13 protein-coding genes are annotated in these 24,791 nt (G+C 74.5%); 11 read left to right on the top strand and 2 right to left on the bottom strand.

Annotated elements, in window-relative coordinates; all coding sequences use genetic code 11:
- Positions 1 to 70: 70 nt before the first annotated feature.
- A complete protein-coding gene (locus tag ACZ6BG_RS33040) occupies positions 71 to 1,315 on the bottom strand; it encodes a beta-ketoacyl-[acyl-carrier-protein] synthase family protein (protein WP_469008218.1) in 1,245 nt (414 codons plus the stop codon).
- Positions 1,316 to 2,169: 854 nt separating this feature from the next.
- On the opposite strand from ACZ6BG_RS33040, the gene ACZ6BG_RS33035 reads away from it, so the two are divergent.
- The 10 genes from ACZ6BG_RS33035 to ACZ6BG_RS32990 are packed head-to-tail and all read left to right on the top strand — an operon-like array spanning position 2,170 to position 21,606.
- Entirely contained in the window at positions 2,170 to 3,201 is a 1,032-nt protein-coding gene (locus tag ACZ6BG_RS33035; protein ID WP_469008217.1) for a beta-ketoacyl-ACP synthase III, read from the top strand.
- 10 nt (positions 3,202 to 3,211) lie between these two features.
- A complete protein-coding gene (locus ACZ6BG_RS33030; protein ID WP_469008214.1) occupies positions 3,212 to 3,493 on the top strand; it encodes an acyl carrier protein in 282 nt (93 codons plus the stop codon).
- Positions 3,494 to 3,500: 7 nt separating this feature from the next.
- Entirely contained in the window at positions 3,501 to 3,761 is a 261-nt protein-coding gene (locus ACZ6BG_RS33025) for an acyl carrier protein (RefSeq protein ID WP_468458576.1), read from the top strand.
- Positions 3,758 to 5,647: an aminotransferase class I/II-fold pyridoxal phosphate-dependent enzyme gene (locus ACZ6BG_RS33020; RefSeq protein WP_469008211.1), complete on the top strand. Its 1,890-nt coding sequence runs from the start codon at positions 3,758 to 3,760 to the stop codon at positions 5,645 to 5,647. The genes ACZ6BG_RS33025 and ACZ6BG_RS33020 overlap by 4 nt, the downstream gene beginning before the upstream one ends.
- Before the next feature lie 5 nt (positions 5,648 to 5,652).
- A complete protein-coding gene (locus ACZ6BG_RS33015; protein WP_469008209.1) occupies positions 5,653 to 7,464 on the top strand; it encodes an AMP-binding protein in 1,812 nt (603 codons plus the stop codon).
- An 11-nt stretch (positions 7,465 to 7,475) separates the two neighbouring features.
- A complete protein-coding gene (locus ACZ6BG_RS33010; protein WP_469008207.1) occupies positions 7,476 to 15,425 on the top strand; it encodes an aminotransferase class I/II-fold pyridoxal phosphate-dependent enzyme in 7,950 nt (2,649 codons plus the stop codon).
- Positions 15,426 to 15,469: 44 nt separating this feature from the next.
- Positions 15,470 to 16,360, top strand: a complete 891-nt coding sequence (locus ACZ6BG_RS33005) for a thioesterase II family protein (protein WP_469008206.1) — start codon at positions 15,470 to 15,472, stop codon at positions 16,358 to 16,360.
- Entirely contained in the window at positions 16,348 to 17,493 is a 1,146-nt protein-coding gene (locus tag ACZ6BG_RS33000) for a methyltransferase (protein ID WP_469008205.1), read from the top strand. Before ACZ6BG_RS33005 ends, ACZ6BG_RS33000 begins: the two co-directional genes overlap by 13 nt.
- Positions 17,490 to 20,318 (top strand): undecylprodigiosin ligase RedH, encoded by a 2,829-nt coding sequence (redH, locus tag ACZ6BG_RS32995; RefSeq protein WP_469008203.1) that lies wholly within the window; start codon positions 17,490 to 17,492, stop codon positions 20,316 to 20,318. Before ACZ6BG_RS33000 ends, redH begins: the two co-directional genes overlap by 4 nt.
- Before the next feature lie 55 nt (positions 20,319 to 20,373).
- Complete coding sequence (locus ACZ6BG_RS32990) at positions 20,374 to 21,606, top strand: Rieske 2Fe-2S domain-containing protein (RefSeq protein WP_469008202.1); 1,233 nt, start codon at positions 20,374 to 20,376, stop codon at positions 21,604 to 21,606.
- Positions 21,607 to 21,702: 96 nt separating this feature from the next.
- Here the strand turns inward: ACZ6BG_RS32990 and ACZ6BG_RS32985 are convergent, their stop codons facing one another.
- Positions 21,703 to 22,713: a Ppx/GppA family phosphatase gene (locus tag ACZ6BG_RS32985; protein ID WP_469008200.1), complete on the bottom strand. Its 1,011-nt coding sequence runs from the start codon at positions 22,711 to 22,713 to the stop codon at positions 21,703 to 21,705.
- A 299-nt stretch (positions 22,714 to 23,012) separates the two neighbouring features.
- Here ACZ6BG_RS32985 and ACZ6BG_RS32980 point away from each other — a divergent pair, with 299 nt between their 5' ends.
- Positions 23,013 to 24,554, top strand: coding sequence for an amidohydrolase family protein (locus tag ACZ6BG_RS32980; protein WP_469008198.1), 1,542 nt, complete (start codon positions 23,013 to 23,015; stop codon positions 24,552 to 24,554).
- Positions 24,555 to 24,791 lie beyond the last annotated feature (237 nt).

The raw sequence follows: 24,791 nt of genomic DNA, 5'->3' as shown, positions 1-24,791 counted from the left end.
GGGCGGGGCTCGGGCCCGGGGTGCCGGGCAGGGGGTGCGGGGGTGGGTGGGGGGACGGGCGTGCCCCGGCTCATGGCGCGGTCACCACCAGGACGGCGTTCTGGCCGCCGAAGCCGAAGGAGTTGCTGACCGCGACGTCCAGCTTCCGGGTGCGCGCGGCCCCGGAGACGATGTCGAGGTCGATGTCGGGGTCCTGGTCGTGGAGGTTGGCGGTCGGCGGCACCGTGCCGTGCTGGACGGCGAGGACGGTCAGCGCGGCCTCGATCGCGCCGGCCGCGCCCAGGGTGTGGCCGAGCACCCCCTTGGCGGAGGTGACCGCGGCGCCCGCGCCGAGGAACTCGCGCAGCACCGCCGCCTCGGCCGCGTCGTTCAGGGGCGTCGAGGTGCCGTGCGCGTTGACGTGGTCGACCTCGTCCGGCACGACGCCCGCCCGCGCGAGCGCCGTGCGCAGCGCGTGCAGCACGCCGGTGCCGCGCGGGTCGGGCGCGGTCATGTGGTGCGCGTCGGCCGACGCGCCGTACCCGGCGACGCGGGCCCGCACGGTGGCGCCGCGCGCCCGGGCGTCCGCCGCGCGCTCCAGGACGAGCATGCCGCTGCCCTCGCCGATGACGAACCCGTCCCGGTCCCGGTCGAACGGCCGGGAGGCGGCGGCGGGTTCGTCGAGCCGCCGGGACAGCGCGCCCATCTGCGCGAAGCCGGTGACCATCAGGGGCGTCACCCCGGCCTCGCCGCCGCCCGCGACCACCACGTCGCAGTTGCCGTCGCGCAGCAGGTGCAGCGCCGTGCCGATGGCGGTCGCGCCGGACGCGCAGGCCGTCGCGGTCACCAGGTTCGGTCCGGTCGCGCGCAGGTCCATCGCGAGGTGCCCGGCGACCATGTTCGGTACGAGCATGGGGATCAGGAGCGCCGACACCGCCTGCGGTCCCTGGTCGAGCAGGCGGCGGTGCTGGGCCTCCCAGGTCGCCACGCCGCCGAGGCCGCAGCCGACGACGACGCCGACGCGGGCCCCGTCCCAGGTGTCCGGGTCGAGCCCGCTGTCCGCGACGGCCTCGCGCGCGGCGGCGACGGACAGCTGGCTGAACCGGTCCTGCGTCAACGCGCTGCGTCGGCCGACGTGTCGGCGGGCGCTGAAGCCCGGCACCGTGCAGGAGATGTCCACGGGCAGCCCGGCGAGCCCCGGGTCGGTGGCCGCCGCGGACCGCCCCCGGCACACCCCGGCCCAGGTGTCGGCCACTCCGATGCCCGCGGCGGTGACGAGTCCGAGGCCGGTGACGGCGATGTCGTCCGGGCCGCGCGCGGGTGCGGGGCGCGTCATGAGGCGGGGGTGGACGCAGCGGGGGCGGACGCGCCGGGGGCGGGGCTGGTGCGGTCGGCTGCCGTGGGCGGGGCGGGCGCCGGTGCCGGTCGCGGGGGCCGTGCCGGTGCGGGCGCCTGTTCCTGCGCTGATGTCCGCGCAGGAGCCGATGTCCGTGCAGGAGCCGATGCCTGTACGGGAGCCGGTCGTCGTTTCGAGTCGGGTGGCCGTCCTGAGACCGGTGGCCGTACCGAAGCCGAGGCTCGTACCGGGTCGCGTCCTCGTACCGGAACCTGGCCTCGTACCGAGGCCCGTCCCCGTACCGCATCCGCAGCCCGCGCCGATCCCGACACGCGCACCGGCCCCGACACCTCCGCCGCGCCCGCGTCCGCCCCCACCTCCGCCCTCCGCGCCAGCATCTCCGCCACCGCCCCGATCGTGGCCCTGGGTGTCGCCGCGTGCTCGCCCACGGCCACGCCCGGTTCGGCGTGGCCGACGAGGAACAGTTCGAGCAGGTGGAGCGAGTCCATGTCGAGGTCCGCGAACGTGGTGTCGGGAGCGAGCTCCGCGGGGTCCACGTCGGAACGGTCGACCGGCAGACCGGCCAACCTGCCGTGCATCGCGCTCATCTAATGCGCCCCACCTCTCCGGTCGCCTGGGGTCGAGTCTGCGGGCCGCGCCTGACCGCCCGCCGCGCCGGACGCTGACCGATGGCTGACCCCGAGGGCCGCGGGGACGCCCGCAGCCGCGCCGCCGGGGGCGATCAGCGGGCGGTCAGCGAGCCGTCAGCACGCGCGGCCTCTTCCCGTCAGCCCGCCCGGCGAGACTCGGTAACCGCACCCACGTCCTGCCGTCCGGGAGACCGAGGAGCACGCGTGACCGCACCCCCACCGAGCCGACCGTCACCGACCCGTGCCGCGGTGCTCACCGGGGTCGGCGGCTGTCTGCCGCCGACCGCCGTCAGCAACGACGAGCTGGCCGCGCGCCTCGACAGCTCCGACGCGTGGATCCGCTCCCGCACCGGGATCCGGCAGCGTTACTTCGCCGCGCCCGGCACCGCCACCTCCGATCTCGCGGTCGGCGCGGGCGCCAAGGCCCTGAAGTCTTCCGGCACACCCGTCGTCGACGCCGTGCTGCTCGCCACCACCACTCCGGACCGGCCGTGCCCGGCGACCGCGCCCGTCGTCGCGGCGCGCCTCGGCCTGACCGGGACCGCCGCCTTCGACGTCTCGGCGGTGTGCACGGGCTTCGTGTACGCCCTCGCCACGGCGGCCGGGCTCATCGCGGCCGGCGCCGCCGACCGGGTCCTGGTGATCGGCGCGGAGACGTTCTCCACGCTGCTCGACCCGGACGACCGCTCCACCTCGGTGATCTTCGGCGACGGCGCGGGCGCGGTGGTGCTGCGCGCGGGCGATCCCGCGGAGCCGGGCGCGCTCGGCCCGTTCGACCTGGGCAGCGACGGCGGGCGGGAGGACCTGATCACGGTGCCCGCGGGCGGCTCGCGCCAGCGTCTGTCGGGCTGCTCCCCGCGGGCCGGCGACCGCTATTTCACGATGGACGGCAAGGAGGTCTTCCGGCACGCCGTGCAGCGCATGTCCGCCTCGGCGCGGGCCGTGCTCGACCGCGCCGAGTGGACATCGGCGGACGTCGACCACCTGGTCGGCCACCAGGCCAACCTGCGCATCACCCATCACGTGGCCGACGAGGTGGGCGTCCCGCGGCCGCGCTGCTTCAGCAATATCGCCGACGTCGGCAACACCGCCGCCGCGTCCATCCCCCTCGCCCTGGACCAGGCCCACGCCGACGGCGTCCTGCGGGTGGGCGACCGGGTGCTGCTCACCGCGTTCGGCGGGGGCCTGACCTGGGGGTCGACGGTGCTGACCTGGCCACGCCTTGACCACATCTGAGGAGAACCGCATGAGCGAGACGTACGACAGGCTGGTCGAGCTGCTGGTCGACCGGTTCGAGGTGGACCGCTCGGAGATCGGCCCCGACACCAAGTTCGAAGAGCTCGACATGGACTCGCTGTTCCTCGTCGAGCTGCTCCTCGTCATCCAGTCCGAGTTCCAGGTCGCCGTCGGCGAGGACGCGGCGACGCCGGGCGACACGGTCGCGGCGGTGGCCGGGCTGATCGAGGACGGGCTCCGCGTGCCGAGCCCGAGCGCCCCCGCGGCGTCGGCCACCGGAGAGCGAGCGTAGGGCGGCCATGACCACCGAGCAGTCGATCATCAACTACATCGCCGACGTGTGGCTCGACGGCGACACCGAAGGCCTCGACGCCCAACTTCCCATAGCCGAGCTGAACATCATCGACTCGGCCGGGATCTTCGACCTCGTGCACTACCTGCAGAGCGACTTCCGCATCACCGTGCCGCTGCGGGAGATCTCCCCGGCGAACTTCCGATCCGTCGACACGATCGCCGCACTCGTCGAACGGCTGCGGGCCCAGGGGGAGGGCGTGCGATGACCGATGCCACCACTGCCACCGAGAAGGGCCACGAGGGCGCCGCCGTGCAGCGCGCGATCGTGGACATCGTCGCCTCCCGGACGCTGTACGACGAGTCGTACCTGCTGCCCGAGAGCCACTTCGAGGCCGACCTCGGCATCGACTCCGTCATCCACGAGTCGATCCTCGCCCTGGTCAAGGAGCGCTTCGCGCTCGGCTCGCCGCTGCCCGACGGCCTGCACACGATCCGCGAGCTGACCGCCGCCGTCGAGGAGGCCCTCACGGCCTCGGGCCGGCCCCCCGGTGCCGCCCCCTCCCCCGCCGCCGGGTCCGCACCGGCACCCGCCCCCGAGGACCCCGTCCTGGCGGCCGTCCTCCGCGCCGCCATGCACCACACCCAGTACCGGCGCGACCAACTCCCCCTGGACGCCGACTTCGAGGGCGAGTTGGGCATCGACTCGGTGGTCCTGGTGTCGATCTTCGCCGACTGCGCCCGCGACCTCGGCCTGCCCGACGACCTCGCGGGCACCCTGACCGCGCAGTCCCCGCGCGACCTGATCGCCGAGCTGCGGGCGTACCGCGACACCGGCCGCGACGACGGAGCGGGCCCAGCCACCGGCACCGGCGACCCGGACCGCGCCGCCTCCTGGGACAGCCGCTCCATGAAGGACTTCGTGGAGGGCCGCGACGGCGACCTCTTCGCCAAGACCCGCAGCTTCCGGAGCCATCTGCGCGGCCGCGAGGCCGAGCACCTGTACTGGTACGGGATGCCACTGCACTCCCGCTGCGGCGGCCGCGCCCTCATTCTCGACGAACTCACCGGCCGCAAGCGCGAGTTCCTGATGTTCGCCTCCAACAACTACCTGGGCGTCGCCAACCACCCGAAGGTCATCGAGGCGGTCTGCGAGGCCACCCGCGCCTTCGGCGCCACGCACACCGGGTCGCGCTTCATCGGTGGCACGAACATGCTGCACAAGGAGCTGGAGCGGCGCCTGGCCGCGTTCAAGGGCCGCCCGGCGTGCATCGTCTATCCGGGCGGGTACGCCGCCAACCTCGGCACCATCTCCGCGCTGGTCAAGAGCTACGACACGCTGATCGTCGACAAGCTCAACCATATGAGCATCGTCGACGGCGCCCGGCTCTCCGGCGCGGTCCGCAAGATCTACCAGCACAACGACATGGCGGACCTGGAGCGCGTCCTCAAGCGCTGCGACGACCGGACCGCGGGCAAACTCATCGTCGCGGACGGCGTGTTCAGCATGCACGGCGACATCTGCGACCTGCCCGAGATCGTCCGGCTCGGCAAGGAGTACGGCGCCCGCGTCATGATCGACGACGCGCACGCCACGGGCGTGCTCGGCGCGCGCGGCTCGGGCACCGCCGAGCACTTCGGCCTCAAGGGCGAGGTCGACCTGGAGCTCGGCACGATGAGCAAGTCCCTCGCGGGCATGGGCGGTTTCGTCGTCGGCGACGAGGACGTCGTCGAGTACCTGCGCTTCTACGCCCACTCCTACGTCTTCGCCGCCAACATCCCCGCCGGGGTCGCCGCCGGGCTCATCGCCTCCCTCGACCTGATCGAGGCGGAGCCGGAGCGGATCACCCGGCTCTGGGACAACATCCGCTCCCTGCACCGCCTGCTCGCCGACGCGGGCTTCGACCTGGAGCACACCGAGAGCGCCATCCTGCCGCTGGTCATCGGCGACGAGCGGCGGGCCCTGGAGATGGGCCGGGCCGTGCGGGCCCGTGGTCTGTTCTGCCAGACGGTGGTGTTCCCGGGCGTGCCGCTCGGCGACGCGCGGCTGCGGGTCAGCGTCACCTGCGAGCACACCCGCGAGGATCTCGAGACCGCCGCGGGCGTTTTCGTCGACGCGGCCCGCGAGACCGGCGTCCTGCCGTCGGCCGGGTGAGCGCGATGACCGAGCCGCCCCAGGAGCCCCGCCTGTCCGACCTCTCGAGGACGCCCGATCTTCCGGGGCCGTCCGGACCACTTGGCCTGCCGGAGCTGTCGGACGTCGCGCTGATCCGCAAGCCCTGGCCGCCGAGCGCCGAACAGTCCACGCGACTCGCCTTCGTCGGGCCCGACGCCCGCACGTACGGCGAACTCGCCGGGCAGGTCGCCGCCGTCGCCGCCGGGCTGCTCGGCCTGGGTGCCGAGGTCGGCGACCGGGTCGCCATCTGGACGGACAAACAGCCGCGCTACGCCGAGGCGATCCTCGGCGCCCTGCACGCGGGCTGCGCGTACGTCCCGCTGGACGGCGGGCAACCGGTGGCCCGCGTGGAGACGATCCTCAGGGACGCGGAGCCGGTCGCGCTGGTCACGGACAGCCGTCGCCTGGACATGCTGATGGAGCGTCAACTGCCGGATTCTGTACGGGTGGTCGTACTCGTGGACGAGTACGAGTACGGGTACGGGGACGGGGGTGGGGGTGGGGTCGAGGGCCAGGTAAGGCCGGATCAGGTCCGCCCGCGCCACCCGGACCCCGCACACCACGGGGCCTCCGTCGCCCGGTCCACCGTCACCTGGTCCGCCTTCACCGCGGGCGCCGCGGGCCACGTCGTCCTGCTGCCGCCCCTGGGCCGCGACGACCTCGCCGCGATCCTGTACACCTCCGGGTCGACCGGCACGCCCAAGGGCGTGCGGATCAGCTACCGGAACCTGGCGTGCTTCATCCGGTGGGCGCGCGAGGAACTGGACGTCGGCCCTGGTGACGTGTTCGCCAACCACGCCTCGTTCAACTTCGACCTGTCGACGTTCGACCTGTTCACCGCCCTGTCGGTGGGCGCGGGCCTGTGGATCGTGCCGGACGGGCAGGCCCGCGATATGGCCGCGCTCGCCGCCGGGATCCGTGACCACGGCGTCAGCGTCTGGTACTCGGTGCCGTCCGTGCTGCGGCTGCTCACCGTGTCGGGCGCGCTCACCCCCGACGCAGCCCGGGGACTGCGGTACGTCCTGTTCGCGGGCGAGGTGTTCCCGATCCCCCACCTACGCGCCCTGGCGGAGAAGTTGACGCCGGACACCGCGCTCTACAACCTGTACGGGCCGACGGAGACGAACGTCTGCACCTACCACCGGGTGCGCCCCGAGGACCTGGACCGCCACGAACCCGTCCCCATCGGCACCCCCCTGCCCGGCGCCAAGGTGTCCGTCGTCGACGCCGACGGCCGCGCCCTGACCGGCCCGGACGCGTTCGGCGAACTCGTCGTCGAGGGCGACTGCGTCACCCCCGGCTACTGGCGCGGAGAGGTCGAGCCCGCCGCGGCCGGACACCGCGGGGGCCGGCACGCCACCGGCGACCTGGTGAGCCACGACGTGCGCCACGGCGGCGGCGCCCTGGTGTACCGGGGCCGCAAGGACCGCATGGTGAAACTCGCGGGCCATCGCGTGGAACTCGGCGAGATCGAGGCGGCCGTGCTGCGCCACCCCGGCATCGCGCACGCCGCCGTCGTCGCCGACACCGGCGGCCCCGACACCGCCATCGCCCTCTACTTCACCCTCAACGGCGAGACGCCCCGGCCCGGCCTCATCGAGCTGAAGCGGCACTGCGCGCGCTATCTGCCGCGCTACATGCTGCCGCGCACGGCCACCTGCCTGGACGAGCTGCCGCACAACGCCAACGGCAAGACCGACTACCGGCGCCTCGGCGGACCGGCGCCCACACCTCGCCCGGCGCCCACACCCCGGCCCGCGCCCGGCCCCGCCCCGCGTGCCGTGCCCGGCAAGTGACGGAGACGTACATGACCCAAGGCCCGACCGAGACCCACGGACGCGGCGGCGAGCCGCAGACCCTCGTCGCCCTGCTGCGCCACCACGCGGCACGGCGCCCGGACGCGCTCGCCTACCGCTTCCTCGGCGGCTCCGAGGCCCCGGTGCGGGGCGGCACAGCCGACCCGGGGCCCGGCGAGCGCTCCTGGACGTATGCCGACCTCGACCTGCGGGCCCGGCACGTCGCCGCCCTGCTCCGGCGCGAGGGCGCGGCGGGCGACCCGGTGCTGCTCCTGCACCCGCCCGGCCTCGACTACATCGCCGGTTTCCTCGGCTGTCTGTACGCGGGGGCCATCGCCGTCCCCGTGTATCCCCCGGACACCCGCAGGTTCGGGCAGACCATGCCCCGGCTCGCGGCCATCGCCCGGGACGCGCGGGCCACGCACGCGCTCACCACGGGCGGCCTCTCGCGGTTCGCGGGCGACCGGAAGGACGACCTCGCCGCGCTCGGGCTCGGCGGGCTGCGGTGGCTGGTGACGGGGGGCGGGTCCGGCGCGGCGGACGGCGCGGACGCGGTGGCGGGCGACGGCATGGACGGGCAGGCGGACATCGCGGAGGCGGGCGACTGGCGGGCGCCGGACCTCACCGGCGACTCCCTCGCCTTCCTCCAGTACACCTCCGGCTCGACGTCCGCCCCGAAGGGCGTCATGGTCAGCCACAGCAATCTGCTGCACAACCTCGCCGCCATCCACCGCAGGCTGGCGCACGACGCGGACTCGCAGATGGTGTCGTGGCTGCCGCCGTACCACGACATGGGCCTGATCGGCGGCATCCTGTCGCCGCTGTACGGCGGGTTCCCCGCGCACCTGATGGCGCCGATGTCGTTCGTGCGCCGCCCCCTGCTGTGGCTGCAGGCCCTGTCCGACACGGGCGCGTCGACCAGCGTCGCCCCCAACTTCGGCTTCGAGGCGTGCGTCCGCAGGATCACCGACGAGGAGCGCGACCGGCTCGACCTGCGGCACTGGCGGCTCGCCCTGAACGGCGCGGAGCCGGTGCGCGCCGACACCCTGGACCGGTTCGTCGAGCGGTTCGGCGCCCGCGGGTTCCGGCGGAGCGCGCTGCTGCCCTGCTACGGCCTGGCGGAGGCCACCCTGATGGTGACGGGCGTGCGCGCCCACGAGCCGCCCGCCGTCGGGGAGTTCGACGCGGCGGCGCTCGGCGCGGGCGTCGCCACGGAGGCCACCGAAGCCGGGAAGGCCGCCGGACACCGAGTCACGCGGGTCGTCGCCTGCGGCCCCGCCGTCGACAGCGTGGACGTGGCGGTCGTGGACGCGGCAGCGCGGCGGCGGGTCCCCGGCGAGGGCACGGTCGGCGAGGTGTGGCTCACGGGCGCCAGCGTGGCGCGCGGCTACTGGCGCCGGCCCGAGGCCACCGCGGACACCTTCGGCGCCTATCTGGAGGGCGAGCCCGACACGCCGTATCTGCGCACCGGCGACCTGGGCTTCCTGCGCGACGGCCAACTGCACGTCGTCGGCCGCACCAAGGACGTCGTCATCGTGCAGGGCCGCAACCACTACCCCCACGACATCGAACTGACCGTGGAGCAGGCCGACCCGGCCGTCCGCGCGGGCTGCGGCGCCGCCTTCGCCGTCGAGGTCGACGGCGCGGAGCAGTTGGTCGTGGCGTACGAGATCGACGGCCGTCGGGCCGCCGACGCGCCGGGCCTGCTCGCCCGGCTGCGCTCGACGATAGCCGACGAGCACGAGGTGACGCCGCACGCCGTCGTCCTGCTCAAGCGGTCCACGGTGCACCGGACCACCAGCGGGAAGATCCAACGCCAGGCGTGCCGCGCGGACTTCCTCGGCCTCGGCCTGAAGGTGGTCGCGGCCAGCGTCGCCCGCGACACGCCGGTCCCGGCCGCGCCACTGGGACAGCGGCGGGGGCAGCCGGTGGGCGCGGCGGTCGAGGAGGTCTTGCGCGCGTACGTCCCCGACGTCTCCGGCGGCGCCACCCGCACGTTCGCCGACCTCGGCCTCGACCACCCCCGGCTGCTGCTCGTCGTACGGGAGTTGGAGCGGCGCCTCGGTGTGCCGATCCCGGTCGGGGAGCTGCTCGTGCGGCCGCGGCTCGACACGCTGACCGGGCTGCTCGCCGAGCGGGTGCCTGATGCCGACGGGACCTGGGACCCGGACTCCGTCGAGGCGTGGCTGACCGCCCGGGTCGCCGAGCGTCTGGGGCTCGCCGCGACGGCCGTCGACCCGTCCCGGCCGCTCGCCTCGCTCGGTCTTGACTCCAAGCAGGCCGTGGCGGTCCTGGCGGAACTGAGTGCCCGTACCGGCCGCGAGATCCCCGCGTCCGTGGTCTTCGACCATCCGACGATCCGCGCGATCGCCGCCCATCTCGGCGCGGCGGGCACGACGACGGCCGCGACGCCCGCCGCCGTGGCTGCCGGTCCCGGCGACGCGCACGAGCCGATCGCCGTCGTCGGGATCGGCTGCCGCTTCCCCGGCGCGCCCGACCCGGACAGCTACTGGCGCCTCCTTCGCGACGGCCGCGACGCGATCACCGAGGTCCCGCGCGGCCGGTGGGACGCCGCGCGGGTGGCGGCCCCGGACTTCGGCGGGTTCGTCGACGGCGTCGAGGAGTTCGACGCCCGCTTCTTCGGGCTCTCGGCGCGGGAAGCGGTCCGCATGGACCCGCAGCAGCGGCTGCTCCTGGAGACGGCCTGGGGAACGCTGGAGGACGCGGGCCACGACCCGACGTCGTACGCGGGCTCCGCCACCGGCGTGTTCGTCGGCATCAGCAGCCACGACTACGCCGAGCTCCAGATGGGCCGCCTCGACACGGTTGACGTGCACGGCGCCACCGGCAACGCGCACTCCATCGCCGCCAACCGGCTCTCCTACACCCTCGACCTGCGCGGCCCGAGCCTCGCCCTGGACACGGCCTGCTCCTCGTCCCTGACGGCCGTCCACCTGGCGTGCGACAGCCTGCGCCGGGGCGAGTGCGGGGCGGCGCTCGCGGGCGGGGTGAACCTGATGCTGACGCCCGGCCTGTCCGTGGCGTTCACGGACGGCGGGATGCTGGCGGCGGACGGACGCTGCCGTACGTTCGACGACGCGGCGGGCGGCTATGTGCGCGGCGAGGGCGCGGGCCTGGTCCTGCTCAAGCCCCTTTCGGCCGCCCTCGCCGACGGCGACCGCGTGCACGCGGTGATCAGGGGCTCGGCCACCGGGCACGGCGGGCGCGCCAACGGCCTGACCGCGCCGAAGGGCTCCGCGCAGCGCGCCGTCGTCGAACAGGCCCTGGCGCGGGCCGGGTTGAGCGGCAAGGAGATCGACTACGTCGAGGCGCACGGCACCGGTACGCCGCTCGGCGATCCGGTCGAGTGGGAGGGCCTCGCGGCCGCGTACGGCATGGGCCGTCCGGACGGCGCCCGCTGCCTGGTCGGCTCCGTCAAGACCAACATCGGGCATCTGGAGGCGGCCGCGGGCGTCGCGGGCCTCATCAAGGCGGCGCTCGTCGTCCGCGAGCGCGAGGTGCCGCCGACGCTGCACCTGACCACGCCGAACCGCCAACTCGACTGGAACGGAGCAGGGTTGGATGTACCGACCCGCCTGACACCCCTGCCCGGCACGGGCCCGGCCCGCGCCGCCGTCAGCTCCTTCGGCTTCGGCGGGGCGAACGCCCACGTCGTCCTGGAGTCCCCGCCCGCACCCGACCCCGCGCCCGCCCCGACCGCGCGGCCGGTACACGCCTTGTGCCTGTCGGGCCACACACCGACCGCCCTGACCACCCTGGCCCGGCGCTGGCGCACCCACCTGGCCGCCCACCCCGACGCGCCCCTCGCCGACCTGTGCCGCGCCGCGCACACCGGCCGGGCCGTGCTCACACACCGCGCCGTCGTCGTCGGCGGGTCCGCAGCGGCGCTCGACGCCGGGCTCGACGCGCTGTCCCGGGGCGAGGCCTCGACGGCCGTGGTGCGCGCCGCCGCCGGGCACGGGCCCGAGCCGCGCACGGCGTTCCTGTTCAGCGGCCAGGGCACGCAGTACCCGGGCATGGGCAGAGGCCTGTACGACACGCACGAGCCGTTCGCCCGTGCCATCGACCGCGCGGACGACGTGCTGCGGCCGCACCTCGGCGCCCCCCTGACCGACGTCCTGTTCGCGCCGGACGGCACGGACCGGCTGCGCGCCACGCGGTACTGCCAACCCGCCCTCGTCGCCCTGGAGATCGCGCTCGCCGAGCTGTGGCAGTCCCTCGGCGTGCGGCCCACCGCCGTGCTCGGGCACAGCGTGGGCGCGTACGCCGCCGCGTGCGTGTCCGGCGCGCTGACCTTCGGGGACGCCCTCACGCTCGCCGCGACCCGGGGGCGGCTCATGGACGAGCAGCCCGGCGACGGCGCGATGGCCGCGTGTGTCGGGGACGCGGAGACGGTACGAGAAGTGGCGTCGCGGTATGGGTCGTTGGCGGTGGCCGCCGTCAACGCGCCGACCCACCTGGTGCTCTCCGGGGACCGGGCGGAGGTCGAGCGGGCCCGCGCGGACCTCGCGGAGCGGTCGGTCGTCGTCAGGCCGCTCGCGGTCTCCGGCGCCTTCCACTCGCCGCTGATGGCGGGCGCCGCCGAGCCGCTGCGCGCGGCCGCCCGCTCCGTGCGCTTCGCCGAGCCCGTCATCACCTGGGTGTCGGATGCCACCGGGGAGCCCGTCGGCCGGATCGACGCCGACGCCTTGGTGGACCATCTGCTCGGCACCGTGCGCTTCGCCGACGGCCTCACGGCCCTGCGGCGCCTCGGCTGCACCGCGTACGTAGAGATGGGCCCGCACCCGACGCTGCTCGGCCTGGGCCGCGCGACGACTCCCGCCGACGCCGGGCCCGACGCTCGGCCCGCCCTGTGGCTGCCGTCGCTGCGGCGGGGACGGGGTGGGGCCGTGCCCGGCGCGACGGGTGACTGGGAGACACTGCTCACGTCCCTCGGGCGGCTGCACTGCGCGGGCGGCACGGTGGACTGGGCGGCGCTCGACGCGGGGCGGCGGGCGCCTCGGGTGCCGGTGCCGCACGCGGTGTGGGAGCGGGAGCCGTACTGGTTCACGCCGACCGGGGTGGTGTCCGGGGCAGAGCGCGCCGCCGCCGCGACGGACGCGTCCGCGGAGGGGCGCGCGCATGCCCCCGCCCGCGTACCGCGAGAGCCTGCCCACGCGACGCAGGAGCCCGCGTCCGTACCGCGAGAGCCCAGGGACGTACCGCAAGCGGTGCCTCCCGCCCCTCCGGCGGCCGACCACCCCCGCACCGGACGGCAGGAAGTGTTCGCGCAGGTGTCGCGCGTCTGCGGGTACGCCGTCGCGCAGATCGCGCGTGACGCCCGGCTCGGCGCGGACCTCGGCTTCGACTCGCTGATGCGCGCCGAGCTGGAACGGGCCCTGACGCGGCGGTTCCCCGGGCAGCTGAACGGCAACCGGGAGCGGCTGCCCGAGGACCCCACGGTGGAGCAGCTCGCCGACCTCCTCGCGGGCGCCGTGCCCGTGGCCGACGAGACGGCCACGGTCGCCGAGGTGTCCGTGGCACCCGGGCCCGGCGTCGAGACCGCGCCCGCCGTGCGGCAGGAGCGTGTCTTCGAGGAGTGGCCCGAGTACCGCGAACTGCGGGGGCGCCTGCGGCAGGCGACGGCCGACGGCGACAACCCGTACGGGCGCACGCACGAGGGTTTCAACAGCGGCCGGTCGTGCGTGGACGGCCGCCCCGTCCTCAACTTCGCCGCCTTCAACTACCTCGCGCTGTCCCATCATCCACGGGTCCGCGCGGCGGCGCGCGCCGCCGTCGACCGGTACGGCACGTCCTGCTCGGCGACGCCTCTGCTGTTCGGCGAGACGCCGCTGCACCACCGGCTCGACGCCGAGATCGCCGCGTTCCTCGGCACCGAGGCCGCGATCGTGTTCGCGGGCGGGCACGCCACGAACGTCGCGACCATCGGGCACCTCTTCGGCCCCGAGGACCTGATCCTGCACGACGAGTGGATCCACGACAGCGCGGTGCGCGGCAGCGTCCTGTCCGGCGCCCGGCGCAGGCCGTTCCCGCACAACGACTGGCGCGCCCTCGACCGGCTGCTCACCGCGGGCCGGGCCGGGGCGCGCCGCGCGCTCGTCCTCGTCGAGGGCGCGTACAGCCAGGACGGGGACCTGCCCGACCTGCCCCGGTTCATCGACGTGAAGCGGCGGCACGGCGCGATGCTGATGGTCGACGAGGCCCACTCGCTCGGGGTGCTCGGCCGCACCGGGCGCGGCATCGGCGAGTACTTCGGCGTCGACCGCGCCGACGTCGACCTGTGGATGGGCACGCTCAGCAAGGCCGTCGGCAGCCTCGGCGGCTATGTGGCGGCGCGCCGCCCCCTCGTCGAGTACCTGAAGTTCACCGCGCCGCTGCACATCTTCAGCACCGGCATCTCGCCCGCCAACACGGCCGCAGCTCTGGAGGCGCTGCGGGTCGTGCGGGACGAGCCGGAGCGCGTGGCGCGGCTGCGGCACCTCTCCGAGCACTTCCGCGACGCGGCCCGCGCCCGCGGGTACGACATCGGCGTGTCGCGGGCGTCCGCGGTGATCCCGGTCGTCATCGGCGGCTGGGAGGAGACCATGGCGCTGTCCAACGCGCTGCTCCGCCTCGGCGTGAACGTGATGCCGATCGGCCACCCCGCCGTCCCGCGCGACGAGTGCCGCCTGCGCTTCTTCGTCAACGCCGACCACACCGAGCACGAACTCGACCGCGCACTGGACCTGTTGGGGCGAGCCATGGCCGAACGCAAGCAGACGAACGGGACCTCGCGGACGGTGCGGCACACGGGGACGGCGGCGCGCCGCGAGGCGGGGCCGGGCCAGGAGGCCGAGCCGGACCGCGAGTTGACGGCGCCGCGCGCGACAGAGTCGGTCGGCGGGGCCGAGCCGGACACCGTCCCCTCCCCCGCACCCGCGCCCGCACCCTCCGCCCCCGACGTCCTCGTGACCGGCGCCGGCGGCTTCATCGGCGGCCACCTCACCCGCCGCCTCGCCGAACGCGGCCACCGCGTGCGGGTCCTGGTCCGCGAGGGCAGCGACCGCTCGGCGTTCGCGGGGCTCGACGTCGACGTGGCCGTGGGCGACCTCGGCGATCCGGACAGCCTGCGGCGGGCGGCGGCCGGGGTGCGGCACGTGTACAACTGCGCGGGCCTGTCCGCCGACTGGGGCCCGTGGGCGGACTTCCAGCGAGTCAACGTCGACGGCAGCCGCAACCTCGTCGAGGCGGCCCGGCACGCGGGCACCGTCGAGCGTTTCCTGCACGTCAGCACCACCGACGTCTACGGCTACCCCGTGCGCCCCTGCGGCGAGGACACCCCGCCGCGCGACATCGGCCTGCCGTACAACCGCAGCAAGCTCCTCGGCGAGCAGGCCGTGCGCGAGACGGCCGCGCGCGCCGGGCTGCCGCTGACCGTGGTGCGGCCGGTCAGCGTGTACGGGCCGCGCGGCAAGGACTTCGTCATCGAGATCGCGACGCTGCTCCTCAGCCGCCAGATGGTGTACATCCGCGGCGGCGACGTACCGGCCGGACTGCTGTACGTGACCAACGCGGCCGACGCGATGATCGCCGCCTGCGCGTCCGACGCCGCCGCGGGCCGCACGTACAACCTCCGCGATCCCGACCGCACGACATGGCGGGCGTACGTCGAGGCGCTGGCCCGCGGCCTCGGCGTGAAGTCGCCCTCGCTGAGCCTGCCCGCGCCCGTGGCACGCGGCGTGGCGACGCTGTCGGAGGGCCTGTACGGGGCGCTGCGGATCAAGGCACGCCCGGTCCTGACCCGGCACGCGGTGCACCTCTTCGACCGCGACCAGTCGTACGCCATCGACCGGGCCCGCGACGACCTCGGCTTCAAGGGCGACGTGGGCTTCGAGGAGGGGGTGCGGCTCACGCTCGCCTGGCTCGACTCGCCCGAGGGGCGTGCCCGCGTCCCCCGCTGAGGCCCGCCCCGCCCCGACCGGCCCGAGCCCGAGAGGAACCCGCTGTGCACCTCACCGAACGGCCGCAGGCACCGGCCCGAGCCTGGTTCGCGGGCCCCGGCTTCGGGCCCCCGCCAGGAGCCGACGCCGGTTCCGACGCCGATCCCGGCGCGCTGCCCACCGCCGGGCCCACGCCCGCACCCGCGCCGGACGCCCCCGACCTCCGCCCCCGCCTGATCTGCTTCAGCTACGCGGGCGGCACCCCGTCCGTGTACCGCGACTGGCCGCACCTGCTCGGCCCCGGCGTGACGGTCGTACCGGTGCTGCTCCCGGGGCGCGGCCTGCGGCTCGGGGAGGCGCCGTACACCGACATGGCGCCGCTGGCCCGCGATGTGACCGACGCGCTCGTGGCGGCCGGACACGTCGACGACTACGCCCTGTTCGGGCACAGCATGGGCGCGCTCCTGGCGTACGAGGTCGCCTGCGAGCTGCGGGCGCGCGAACGCCCCGGCCCCACGCACCTGTTCGTGTCCGGCAGCAGGGCACCACACCTGTACGGCGGCCCCGACGACCAGGCGCTCGGCGACGACGACCTGCGCCGTCTCGTGCGGGACCTGGGCGCCCTGGATCCCGACGACCGGGTGGGCGGCTCCTACCTGGAGCGCAGGCTGCCGGTCCTGCGCGCCGACCTCACGCTCTGCGCCCGCTACCGCTGGCGGCCGCGGCGCCCCCTCGACTGCCCGATGACGGCGTTCTCCGCAGCCCGGGACCCGGTGGCGCCCCCGGACCGCGTCGAGGCGTGGCGGGCGTACACCAGCGCCTCGCTGCTGCACCGCAGGGTGGCGGGCGGCCACTTCTACCTGACGACCGGACCCGCACGGCTTCCGCTCCTTCGTGAGCTGCGCGCCGAACTCACCCGCACCACCGAGGAGAGGGAACCCGCATGGACCTACTGAGGCTGGCCAGGGCCGTCAAGGACCGGGCACAGGCGCCGTTCACCGGCCTTGCCGCGAGGGCGCGGATCGTCGCCGACCCACGGCTTCCGCTGCTCCTCGTCCTCAACCGGACGCTGTTCACGCCCCTGTACCGGGCGTCGTTCCTCGCCGCGGCGGCGGGCTCCGGCGTCCTCGGGTGCCTGGCGGCCCGCCCGTGCGACCTGGAGAGCCTGGCCGAGCACCTGGAGAGCGGGCCCGAGGACCGGCAACGGCTGCGCGCCTGGCTCGACATCGGCGTGCGACTCGGCGAGCTCGACCGGCGCGAAGGCTGCTACCGCCTGCGCAGCCGCACCGCCAAGGCGCTCGCGCAGGTCGGCAACGACGCCGTCGCGGGAGCACTCGAAGAGCTGCTGCGCTTCCATGTGCCCGCGCTCCGCGACGCCCCGCGCATGCTCAAGGACGGCGGCCGCTTCGAGCTGTCCGACCAGGACGGCCTGGTCATCGCCCGCTCCACGCTGGTGGTGCGCGGCTTCGTGGAGGAGGCCATCAGCCGGACGCTGTCGCGCACCGCGCCGGTGCGGCTCCTGGAGGTCGGCTGCGGCAGCGGCGCGTACGTCCGGTACGCGGCCGGGCTCAACCCGCGTCTGACGGCGCTGGCCGTCGACCTCCAGCCGGAGGTCGCGGGGCAGGCCGCGAAGAACATGGCGCAGTGGGGCCTCGCCGACCGCGTCGAGACCCGCAGCGGCGATCTGCGCACGCTGGACCTGCAACCGCAGTTCGACGTGGTGACGCTGCACAACAACATCTACTACTTCCCGCAGGAGGAGCGCGCCGAGGTCCTGGCCCGCGCCCGGTCCTTCCTCGCCCCCGGCGGCACCCTGCTGCTCACCTCCTCGTGCCGGGGCGGCGGCCCGCTGGGCCTCGACGTGCTCAACCTCTGGTTCGAGTACGCCGGTTTCGGCGGCTCGCTGCCACTGGCCGAGGAACTGCTCGGCCAGTTGCGGGATGCGGGCTTCACCGAGGTGCGGGCCACCCGGCTCCTGCCCGGCCAGGCGTTCCGCTCGTTCGTCGGCATCAACCCCGGGGCCGGGCCCGCCGCACTGCCCCCGGCCCGCTCCGGCTCCCCCACCACCGCCGAGGAGGCCGCGTCATGACGACGAAGGCGACCACCGATTCCGCCCCCACCACCGAGGTCACGGACACCACCGCCACGGACGAGGCAGCCGACTCCGCACCCGCCGCCGACGAGGCACCCGCCACCGAGGAGACCACCACCCCGACCCCGCCCCCCGCTCCGCACTCCGGCCTCGTCGCCGTGCTCGGCCGTCCGCACGCCGCCACCCCGGCCGAGCTGGGCGGCAAGGCGGCCCGGCTCGACGAGCTGACGGCCGCGGGGCTGCCGGTGCCGCCCGCGTTCTGCCTCACCACCACCCTCTTCGACGTCTTCCTGCGCGAGAGCGGCCTCGGCGCCGAGATCCGCGCCGCCGAGGCCCGCGGCGAACCCGCCCTCACCGTCCGCGAGGCGGTCCTGGCCCGCGACATCCCGGAGCCGGTCGCCCGCACGATCCTCGCGGCGTACGAGGACCTGGGCCGCCCCCGGGTCGCGGTGCGCTCCTCCGCGCCGCGCGAGGACTCCGCCGAGCGGTCCTTCGCCGGCCAGCACGACACGGTCCTCGACGTGTCGGGCGACGCGGCGCTGCTCGACGCGGTCCGGGTCTGCTGGGCCTCGCTGTGGTCGGACCGGGCGGCGGCCTACCGCGCGGGAGACGGCCCGGCGAGCTCCATCGCCGTCGTGGTGCAGGAGATGGTGCCCGCCGACGTCAGCGGGGTGCTGTTCACCGTCGACCCGGTCGGCGGCAGGCCCAACCGGCTCGTGGTGGAGGCCTGTTGCGGGCTCGGCGAGGGCCTGGTGTCGGGCAGGGTCTCCAGCGACTTCTTCGTGGTGGACGACCGTACGCTCGACGTCGTCGAGGAACGCGTGCGGTACAAGGTCACCAAGTGCGCCACGCTCGCGCCCGGCCGCATCGGGATGGCGAAGGTCGACGCCGCCGACCGGGACGCTCCCTGTCTGACCCGGGACCAGCTCGCGGCGCTCGCCCGGATCGCCCTGGAGATCCGGGACCGCCACGGCGCGGAGCAGGACATCGAGTGGGCCATGCGCGACGGCACGCTGTATCTCCTCCAGGCCCGCCCGATCACCACCCGCCCGAGGTCCGAGACCCCCGACGGCGCCCGCAGCCCCTATCTGCCGGACCTGTTGGAGCAGCAGCCGGACGCCGTGCGGCACGGCACCCTGTGGTCGCGGATGGACATCGGGGAGATCTTCGTCGGCCTGATGTCCCCGCTCGGCCTGAGCTTCGCCCGGCACTACCAGGACCACGTCCACGGCGACTGCGCGGCCGCGCTCGGCGTGCGTGACACCGGCGACGTCGGCCTGCACATGGGCTTCTTCCAGGGCCATGTCTATCTGAACATCTCCTACACCGCGTATCTGCTCGGCCAGGCCCTGCCCACCCGCGACCAGCGCCACTTCACCCGCCGCTTCGTCAGCGAGGAGGTGGACCTGGCCACGTACAAGAACCCCTTCGGGACGTTCCCCGGCGGCCTGGAGGATCTGCTCTCGACGACGCACTGGCTGCGGGCCACGGCCAACGAGATGCTGGTGATGAAGGACCGCGCCCGTGACATGGCCGAAAGTCGTCTGTACGAGTTCGACCGCGCCCGGCGCCTGGACCTCAGCCGCATGGGCCGCCGCGAGCTGCACGCCGAACTCGGCCGCTACCTCGACTACTTCCACGACGCGCACGTCGGCTACATGCCGTACTACATCAACGCGTTCGGGTTCTACGGCATCCTGACCGAGCTGTGCGCCAAGTGGCTCGGTGCCGCGGGCGACAACCTGCAGAACCGCATCAAGACGGACATGTCCAGCCTGCGCACGGTGGCGTCGGCGCAGGAGATCTGGAGCGTCGCGCAGGCCGCGAAGGCCAGGCCCCGGGTCATGGAGATCATCGAGGCGGCCCCCCTCGACGAGGTCGCGGACCGGCTGCGCGCGGACCCCGACGGCGAGGCGTTCTGGCAGTCGCAGCTGGAGCCGTTCCTGCGCGCCAACGGCACCCGGGGCCGCCAGGAGATGGAGCTCACCCATCAGCGCTGGATCGACGACCCGTCGTACGTCTTCCAGATGATCCGCCGCTACGCCGCCGACGGCTTCACCGCCGACGACATCATGGGCCGCAGCCGCGCCCGCCAGGAGGGCGACGTCCGGGCGGTCCTCAAGAAGCTGCCGCTGCCGCGGCGCACGACCATCGAGGGCGTCATCTCGATGTACGCCCTGTGCAGCGAGCTGCGCGAGGCCACCCGCATGTCGATGATCACGTCGATCTGGCTGGTCAGGAACGTCGTGTACGAGGTGGGGCGGCGCCTTGTCGACGAGGGTGTGCTGCACTCCCTGGACGAGGTGGCCTTCCTGGACTTCGCCGACGTACGCCGCTACTTGGCCGGTGAGCTGCCCGCGCGCGAGGCGTTCCCGAGGGCCGCCGTCGAGGAGCGGCGGCGCGTGCACGAGTACCACAACCGGCTGCCGGAGCCGCCGCTCACCTTCGTCGGCGAGCACGACGGCACCCGCGCGGTGCGGCCCGTGAAGGACGGGGCGCGCCTGGACGGGCTCGGTTCCAGCCCGGGGCGGATCGTCGGCCGGGCCCGCATCGTCGAGGACCTGGTGTGGCAGGCCGACGAGTTCCAGGCGGGCGAGATCCTCGTGACCCGGCACACCGACGCGTCCTGGACGCCGCTGTTCGCCATCGCCGGCGGCGTCGTCACCGACATCGGGTCGATGCTCTCGCACAGCTCCATCGTGTCGCGGGAGTTCAACGTGCCCTCGGTGGTCAACACCAAGTACGCGACGCAGGTGATCAACACCGGCGACATGGTCATGGTCGACGGCGACACGGGCGTCGTCGAGGTCGTGGAGGGCTGAGCCCACCGCACCGCCCGAGGAAGGCAGGACTCCAGAGGAAGGCAGGAAGTTCCAGATGATCCCGAATCAGTGGTATCCGATTCTCAGGACCGAGGACGTCAAACGTGACGCGCCGACCGGCGTGCGCCGCATGGGCGAGGAACTGGTGCTCTGGCGCGACCTGCGCGGCAACCTCGTCTGCCAGTCGGCGCGCTGCCCCCACAAGGGCGCGAACCTCTCCGAAGGCCGCCTGGTGGGCAATTCGGTGGCCTGCCCGTACCACGGCTTCCGGTTCGGCGCGGACGGGACGTGCAGGCTGGTGCCCGCGCTCGGCTCGGAGGGCCGCATCCCGGCGTCGCTGCGGGTCGACACCTACGAGGTGCGGGAGAAGTACGACCTGGTGTGGCTGTGGTGGGGCGACAAGCGCACCCAGCTCCCCGACATCGAGCTGCCCCATGAACTCGCCGAGCAACCGCGGCCGTACGAGACCATCACCTTCAGCCGCCCGGTCCACTACACGCGCTACATCGAGAGCCTGCTCGAGTTCTACCACGTGACGTTCGTGCACCGGGACCACTGGGCGAACATCATCGACTACACGTTCATGTACGGCAGTTGGAAGAAACTGTGGACGGACGGCCGCGAGCGCTACATCGCCGCCAACAAGATCGTCAACCATCGCGTGGACGTCGACGGCACGATCATCCGCAACACCTTCGACCAGTGCGAGGAGGGCAACCCCTCCAACACCTGGCACTTCGACCTCATCTACCAGGCCCCGTGCATGACGCACGTGCGCCAGGGCCTCCTGGAGGTCACGACCTGGCTCGTGCCCGTCGACGAGCACCACACCCAGGCGATCATGCGCCTCTACGAGTACCCGCTGCTCAAGTGGATGGTGCCCGTCAAGCCGCTGCGGCCGCTGGTCCTGCGGCTCTCGCTGATGATGGAGCAGTACGTCCAGGACCAGCAGGACAACGACATCATGGCGCGCCAGGAGCCGAAGGTCAGCGAGCGAGGGGCGAACAAGTTCATCGCCGTCGACGAGATGAACGCCAAGTACCTGCAGATGCGGGACCGGTTGAAGGCGGAGGCACGGGCGGAGGCGCAGGCCCGGGAGGCGGGGGGCCTGGAGGCGGGAGCCCGGGACGCGGGCCGTGCGCCGGAGCCGGTGGCGGGCGCCGACGAACCGGTGGCGGCGGGCGGCACGAACGGGAACGGGGCCGGGAAGGGCAACGGGAGCGGCGGGGGCGCCAAGCGGTCCGGGAAGGGCGCCCGCGCGGGCGGGCTCAGCAGGACCTCGACCTGACCCCGGTGCGCGTTCCGGCGCGGACGGCCGGAACGTGCACCGCGCGCCGGGCCGAGGCGCGGTCGGAGCGAGGCGCGGCCCAGGACGAAGCGCAGGTCAGGACGAGGCGACTCGCAGCGACCCGCGGCCCGTCCGACGGCGGCTCTCGCCGTCCGTGAGCTCCCTCGTCACGCCCGCCCACCACTGGGCGCCCTCCTCGATGTGGCGCAGCAGGATGCCCTCGCGGACCGCCCAGGGGCAGATGTCCGCCGACTTGACACCCATGAGTTTCATGGCCGTGTGCCCGACGACCGCCCCGGCCAGGCTCTGGGCCGCCCGCGGCGCCGAGATCCCCGGAAGCCGGGCGCGCTCGGCCGCGGGCAGCAGCGCGAGCCGGTCCTTGGCCCGGCGCAGCGCGGACCGCTCGAGGCGCCGGGGCGCGAACAGGCCGTGGCGGCCGGGGACTTCACCGGTCAGCCGGGCCAGCTGCTGGAACGTCCGCGAGGTGGCGACGGCCGAGCGCGGGCCCTCCCAGCGGATCCGCGCGGCCACGTCCCGCAGCTGATGGCGCACCCGGCGCCGCAGCGCCTTGAGCGCCTGCGGGGACGGCGGGTCCGCGTCGTGCAGGAACTCGTGCGTCAGCCTGTTCGCGCCGAGCGGCAGGCTCGCCGCGAAGTCCGGCAGCCGCCCGCGCCCGTACGCCACCTCCAGTGAGCCGCCGCCGATGTCGAACAGGACGAGCGGTCCCGCCTGCCAGCCGAGCCATCGCCGCGCGCCGAGGTACGTCAGCTCCGCCTCCAGCTCACCGGGCAGGGTGCACAGACCGACGCCGGTGCTCGCCCGGACGGCGTGCAGCACGTCGAGGCGGTTCGGCGCGTCCCGCACCACCGCGGTCGCGAAGGCCAACGGCTCGTCGGCGCCCCACCGTTCGGCCGTCACCGCGGCCTCGTCGACGGCGCGCACGAGATGCCGCACGGCGTCCTCGTCCAGCGGCCCGCCGGGCTCCACCCGCTCGCCGAGGCGCAGCCGCCACTTCGCGGTGTGCACGGGCAGCGGCGCCCCGCCCGTGGCATCCGCCACCACCAGGCGCACCGTGCGCGATCCCACATCCAGCACGCTCACTCGCATGAGCCCTCAGTACCCCCGGCACGTCCTGACACGCGCCACGATTCGGACACCTGTCGTTTTCTCACACTTCTTCTGTACGACATCTTTTCGTCAACCGTCGCGCATGGAAAGGTCATTTCACCCCTTGATCCCTGGTCCATGATCCCCTGGCGGCTTCCCGGTCGACCGCGAGGCGCCGGATCTCCCCATGGCTTCATGTCCTCGGATGAAGCATCCCCGGCTCGAAACGCGGCCGGGAGCGGGGAGTCGGGCACCGCGCGATCGACTCCGGTCCGGCGGACAGGCCCTAGCGTGGCCGTATGACTTCTCCCGCCGCACCGCCCGGACACCTTCACGATCTGGTCCTGCGCGGGGGCCGGGTCCTCGATCCGGAGACCGGTCTCGACGCGATCGCCGACGTGGCCGTGACCGCGGGGACGATCTCGGCGGTCTCGCCGACGGCCCCGGCCGCTCCCGCGCCCGAGGCCTCCCCTCAGCCGCCGTGGCGCCTGGCCGCCCGCCGGACGCTCGACGTGACGGGCCTGGTCGTCGCCCCGGGCTTCATCGATCTGCACAGCCACTCGCACACCGTGCCCGGCCACCGTCTGCAAGCCCTCGACGGGGTGACGACGGCTCTGGAACTCGAACTCGGCCTCTCCCCCGTCGCGGAGGCCTACCGGCAGGCCGCCGTCGAGGGCCGCCCGCTCAACTACGGCTTCTCCGCCTCCTGGGCGCAGGCCCGCATGGCCGCCGTCGGCGCGCTCCCGCACGGCGGCGGCGCGACGGCCGCCCTGGACCACCTGGGCGACGCGGCCTGGCAGCGCGAGGCCACCCGGCCCCAGGAGGACGCGCTCCTGGAGCTGTTGCGCCGCGACCTCGCCGACGGTGCCCTCGGCATCGGCCTCATCGTCGGCTACGCTCCCCGGATCCGGCCCGAGGAGTACCTGGCCGTGGCCCGCCTCGCCGCGCTCGCCGGGCTGCCGACGTTCACCCACGCCCGGAGCCTCGTCGAGCAGGTCGTGGACACCCCTGTCGACGGCGCCGAGGAGATCGCGCGGGCCGCGGGCGAGACCGGTGTGCACGCCCACTACTGCCACGTGACGTCGACGTCCCGGCGGCACACCGACCGGGTCCTCGCCCTCATGGACCGGACCCGGGCCGAGGGCGGCCGGATCTCCACGGAGGCGTATCCGTACGGCGCGGGCATGACCGCCGTCGGCGCCGCGTTCCTCGCGCCGGAGCTGCTGCCCGCGGCCGGGCTCGACGTCACGGACGTGGTCCTCGCGGCGACGGGCGAGCGGGTCCGCGACACCGGCCGGCTGCGCGAGCTGCGCGCCGCCGACCCGGGCGCCCTCGCCGTCCTGCACTTCCTCGACGAGGCCGACGCGCACGACCGGGCGTTCATCGACCGGGCCCTGCTGCACCCCGCGACGGTCGTCGGCTCCGACGCGATGCCCCTGACCTGGACCGGCCCGGCGCCGGACCCGCTGGCGTGGCCGCTGCCGCCGGGCGCCGCGGTCACCCACCCGCGCACCGCGGGCACGTTCGCCAGGATGCTGCGCCGCTACGTGCGCGAACTCGGCGCCCTCGACCTCCTCGACGCCGTCGGCCGCGCCACGCTGCTGCCCGCACGCGTCCTGGAGTCCGGCGTGCCCGCGCTGCGCCACAAGGGGCGCGTCCAGGTCGGCTGCGACGCCGACCTCGTCGCCTTCGACCTCGCGACGGTCGGCGACCGGGCCACCTACGCCGACAGCACCCTGCCGTCGGTGGGGTTCGCCCATGTGCTGGTCGGCGGGGTGCCGGTGGTGGCGGACGGGGAGGTGGTGGCGGGGGCGCTGCCGGGGCGGCCGGTGCGGCGCTGAGCGCCCGGGGCCGGACACCCACAAGCCGAGGACACCCCTCGGGCCCAGGGCGTCCGAAGACCCCGGGCGCAGGGCGAAAAGGCGAGGGTCTCGGAGTCCGCCGACTCCGAGACCCTCAGTTCAGGGGGAGCGTCGCTCCTACCGCTTGGCGTCCTTGTTGAAGGAGGCCTTGGCCCACAGGTAGCCGACGATGGACAGGCCCAGGAGCCAGGCCAGGGCGATCCAGGCGTCGTTGCC

It is taken from the genome of Streptomyces sp. NPDC041205, from assembly GCF_055591765.1.
This window is presented reverse-complemented; position numbering and strand designations above follow the sequence as displayed.

Excerpts from the sequence above, each read along its gene's own strand:
- ACZ6BG_RS33020 (WP_469008211.1), top strand. The coding sequence starts at position 3,758 with ATGACCGATGCCACCACTGCCACCGAGAAGGGCCACGAGGGCGCCGCC.
- redH (WP_469008203.1), top strand. The coding sequence starts at position 17,490 with ATGACGACGAAGGCGACCACCGATTCCGCCCCCACCACCGAGGTCACG.
- ACZ6BG_RS33015 (WP_469008209.1), top strand. The coding sequence starts at position 5,653 with ATGACCGAGCCGCCCCAGGAGCCCCGCCTGTCCGACCTCTCGAGGACG.
- ACZ6BG_RS33025 (WP_468458576.1), top strand. The coding sequence starts at position 3,501 with ATGACCACCGAGCAGTCGATCATCAACTACATCGCCGACGTGTGGCTC.
- ACZ6BG_RS33000 (WP_469008205.1), top strand. The coding sequence starts at position 16,348 with ATGGACCTACTGAGGCTGGCCAGGGCCGTCAAGGACCGGGCACAGGCG.
- ACZ6BG_RS32980 (WP_469008198.1), top strand. The coding sequence starts at position 23,013 with ATGACTTCTCCCGCCGCACCGCCCGGACACCTTCACGATCTGGTCCTG.
- ACZ6BG_RS32985 (WP_469008200.1), bottom strand. The coding sequence starts at position 22,713 with ATGCGAGTGAGCGTGCTGGATGTGGGATCGCGCACGGTGCGCCTGGTG.
- ACZ6BG_RS33010 (WP_469008207.1), top strand. The coding sequence starts at position 7,476 with ATGACCCAAGGCCCGACCGAGACCCACGGACGCGGCGGCGAGCCGCAG.
- ACZ6BG_RS33040 (WP_469008218.1), bottom strand. The coding sequence starts at position 1,315 with ATGACGCGCCCCGCACCCGCGCGCGGCCCGGACGACATCGCCGTCACC.
- ACZ6BG_RS32990 (WP_469008202.1), top strand. The coding sequence starts at position 20,374 with ATGATCCCGAATCAGTGGTATCCGATTCTCAGGACCGAGGACGTCAAA.
- ACZ6BG_RS33030 (WP_469008214.1), top strand. The coding sequence starts at position 3,212 with ATGAGCGAGACGTACGACAGGCTGGTCGAGCTGCTGGTCGACCGGTTC.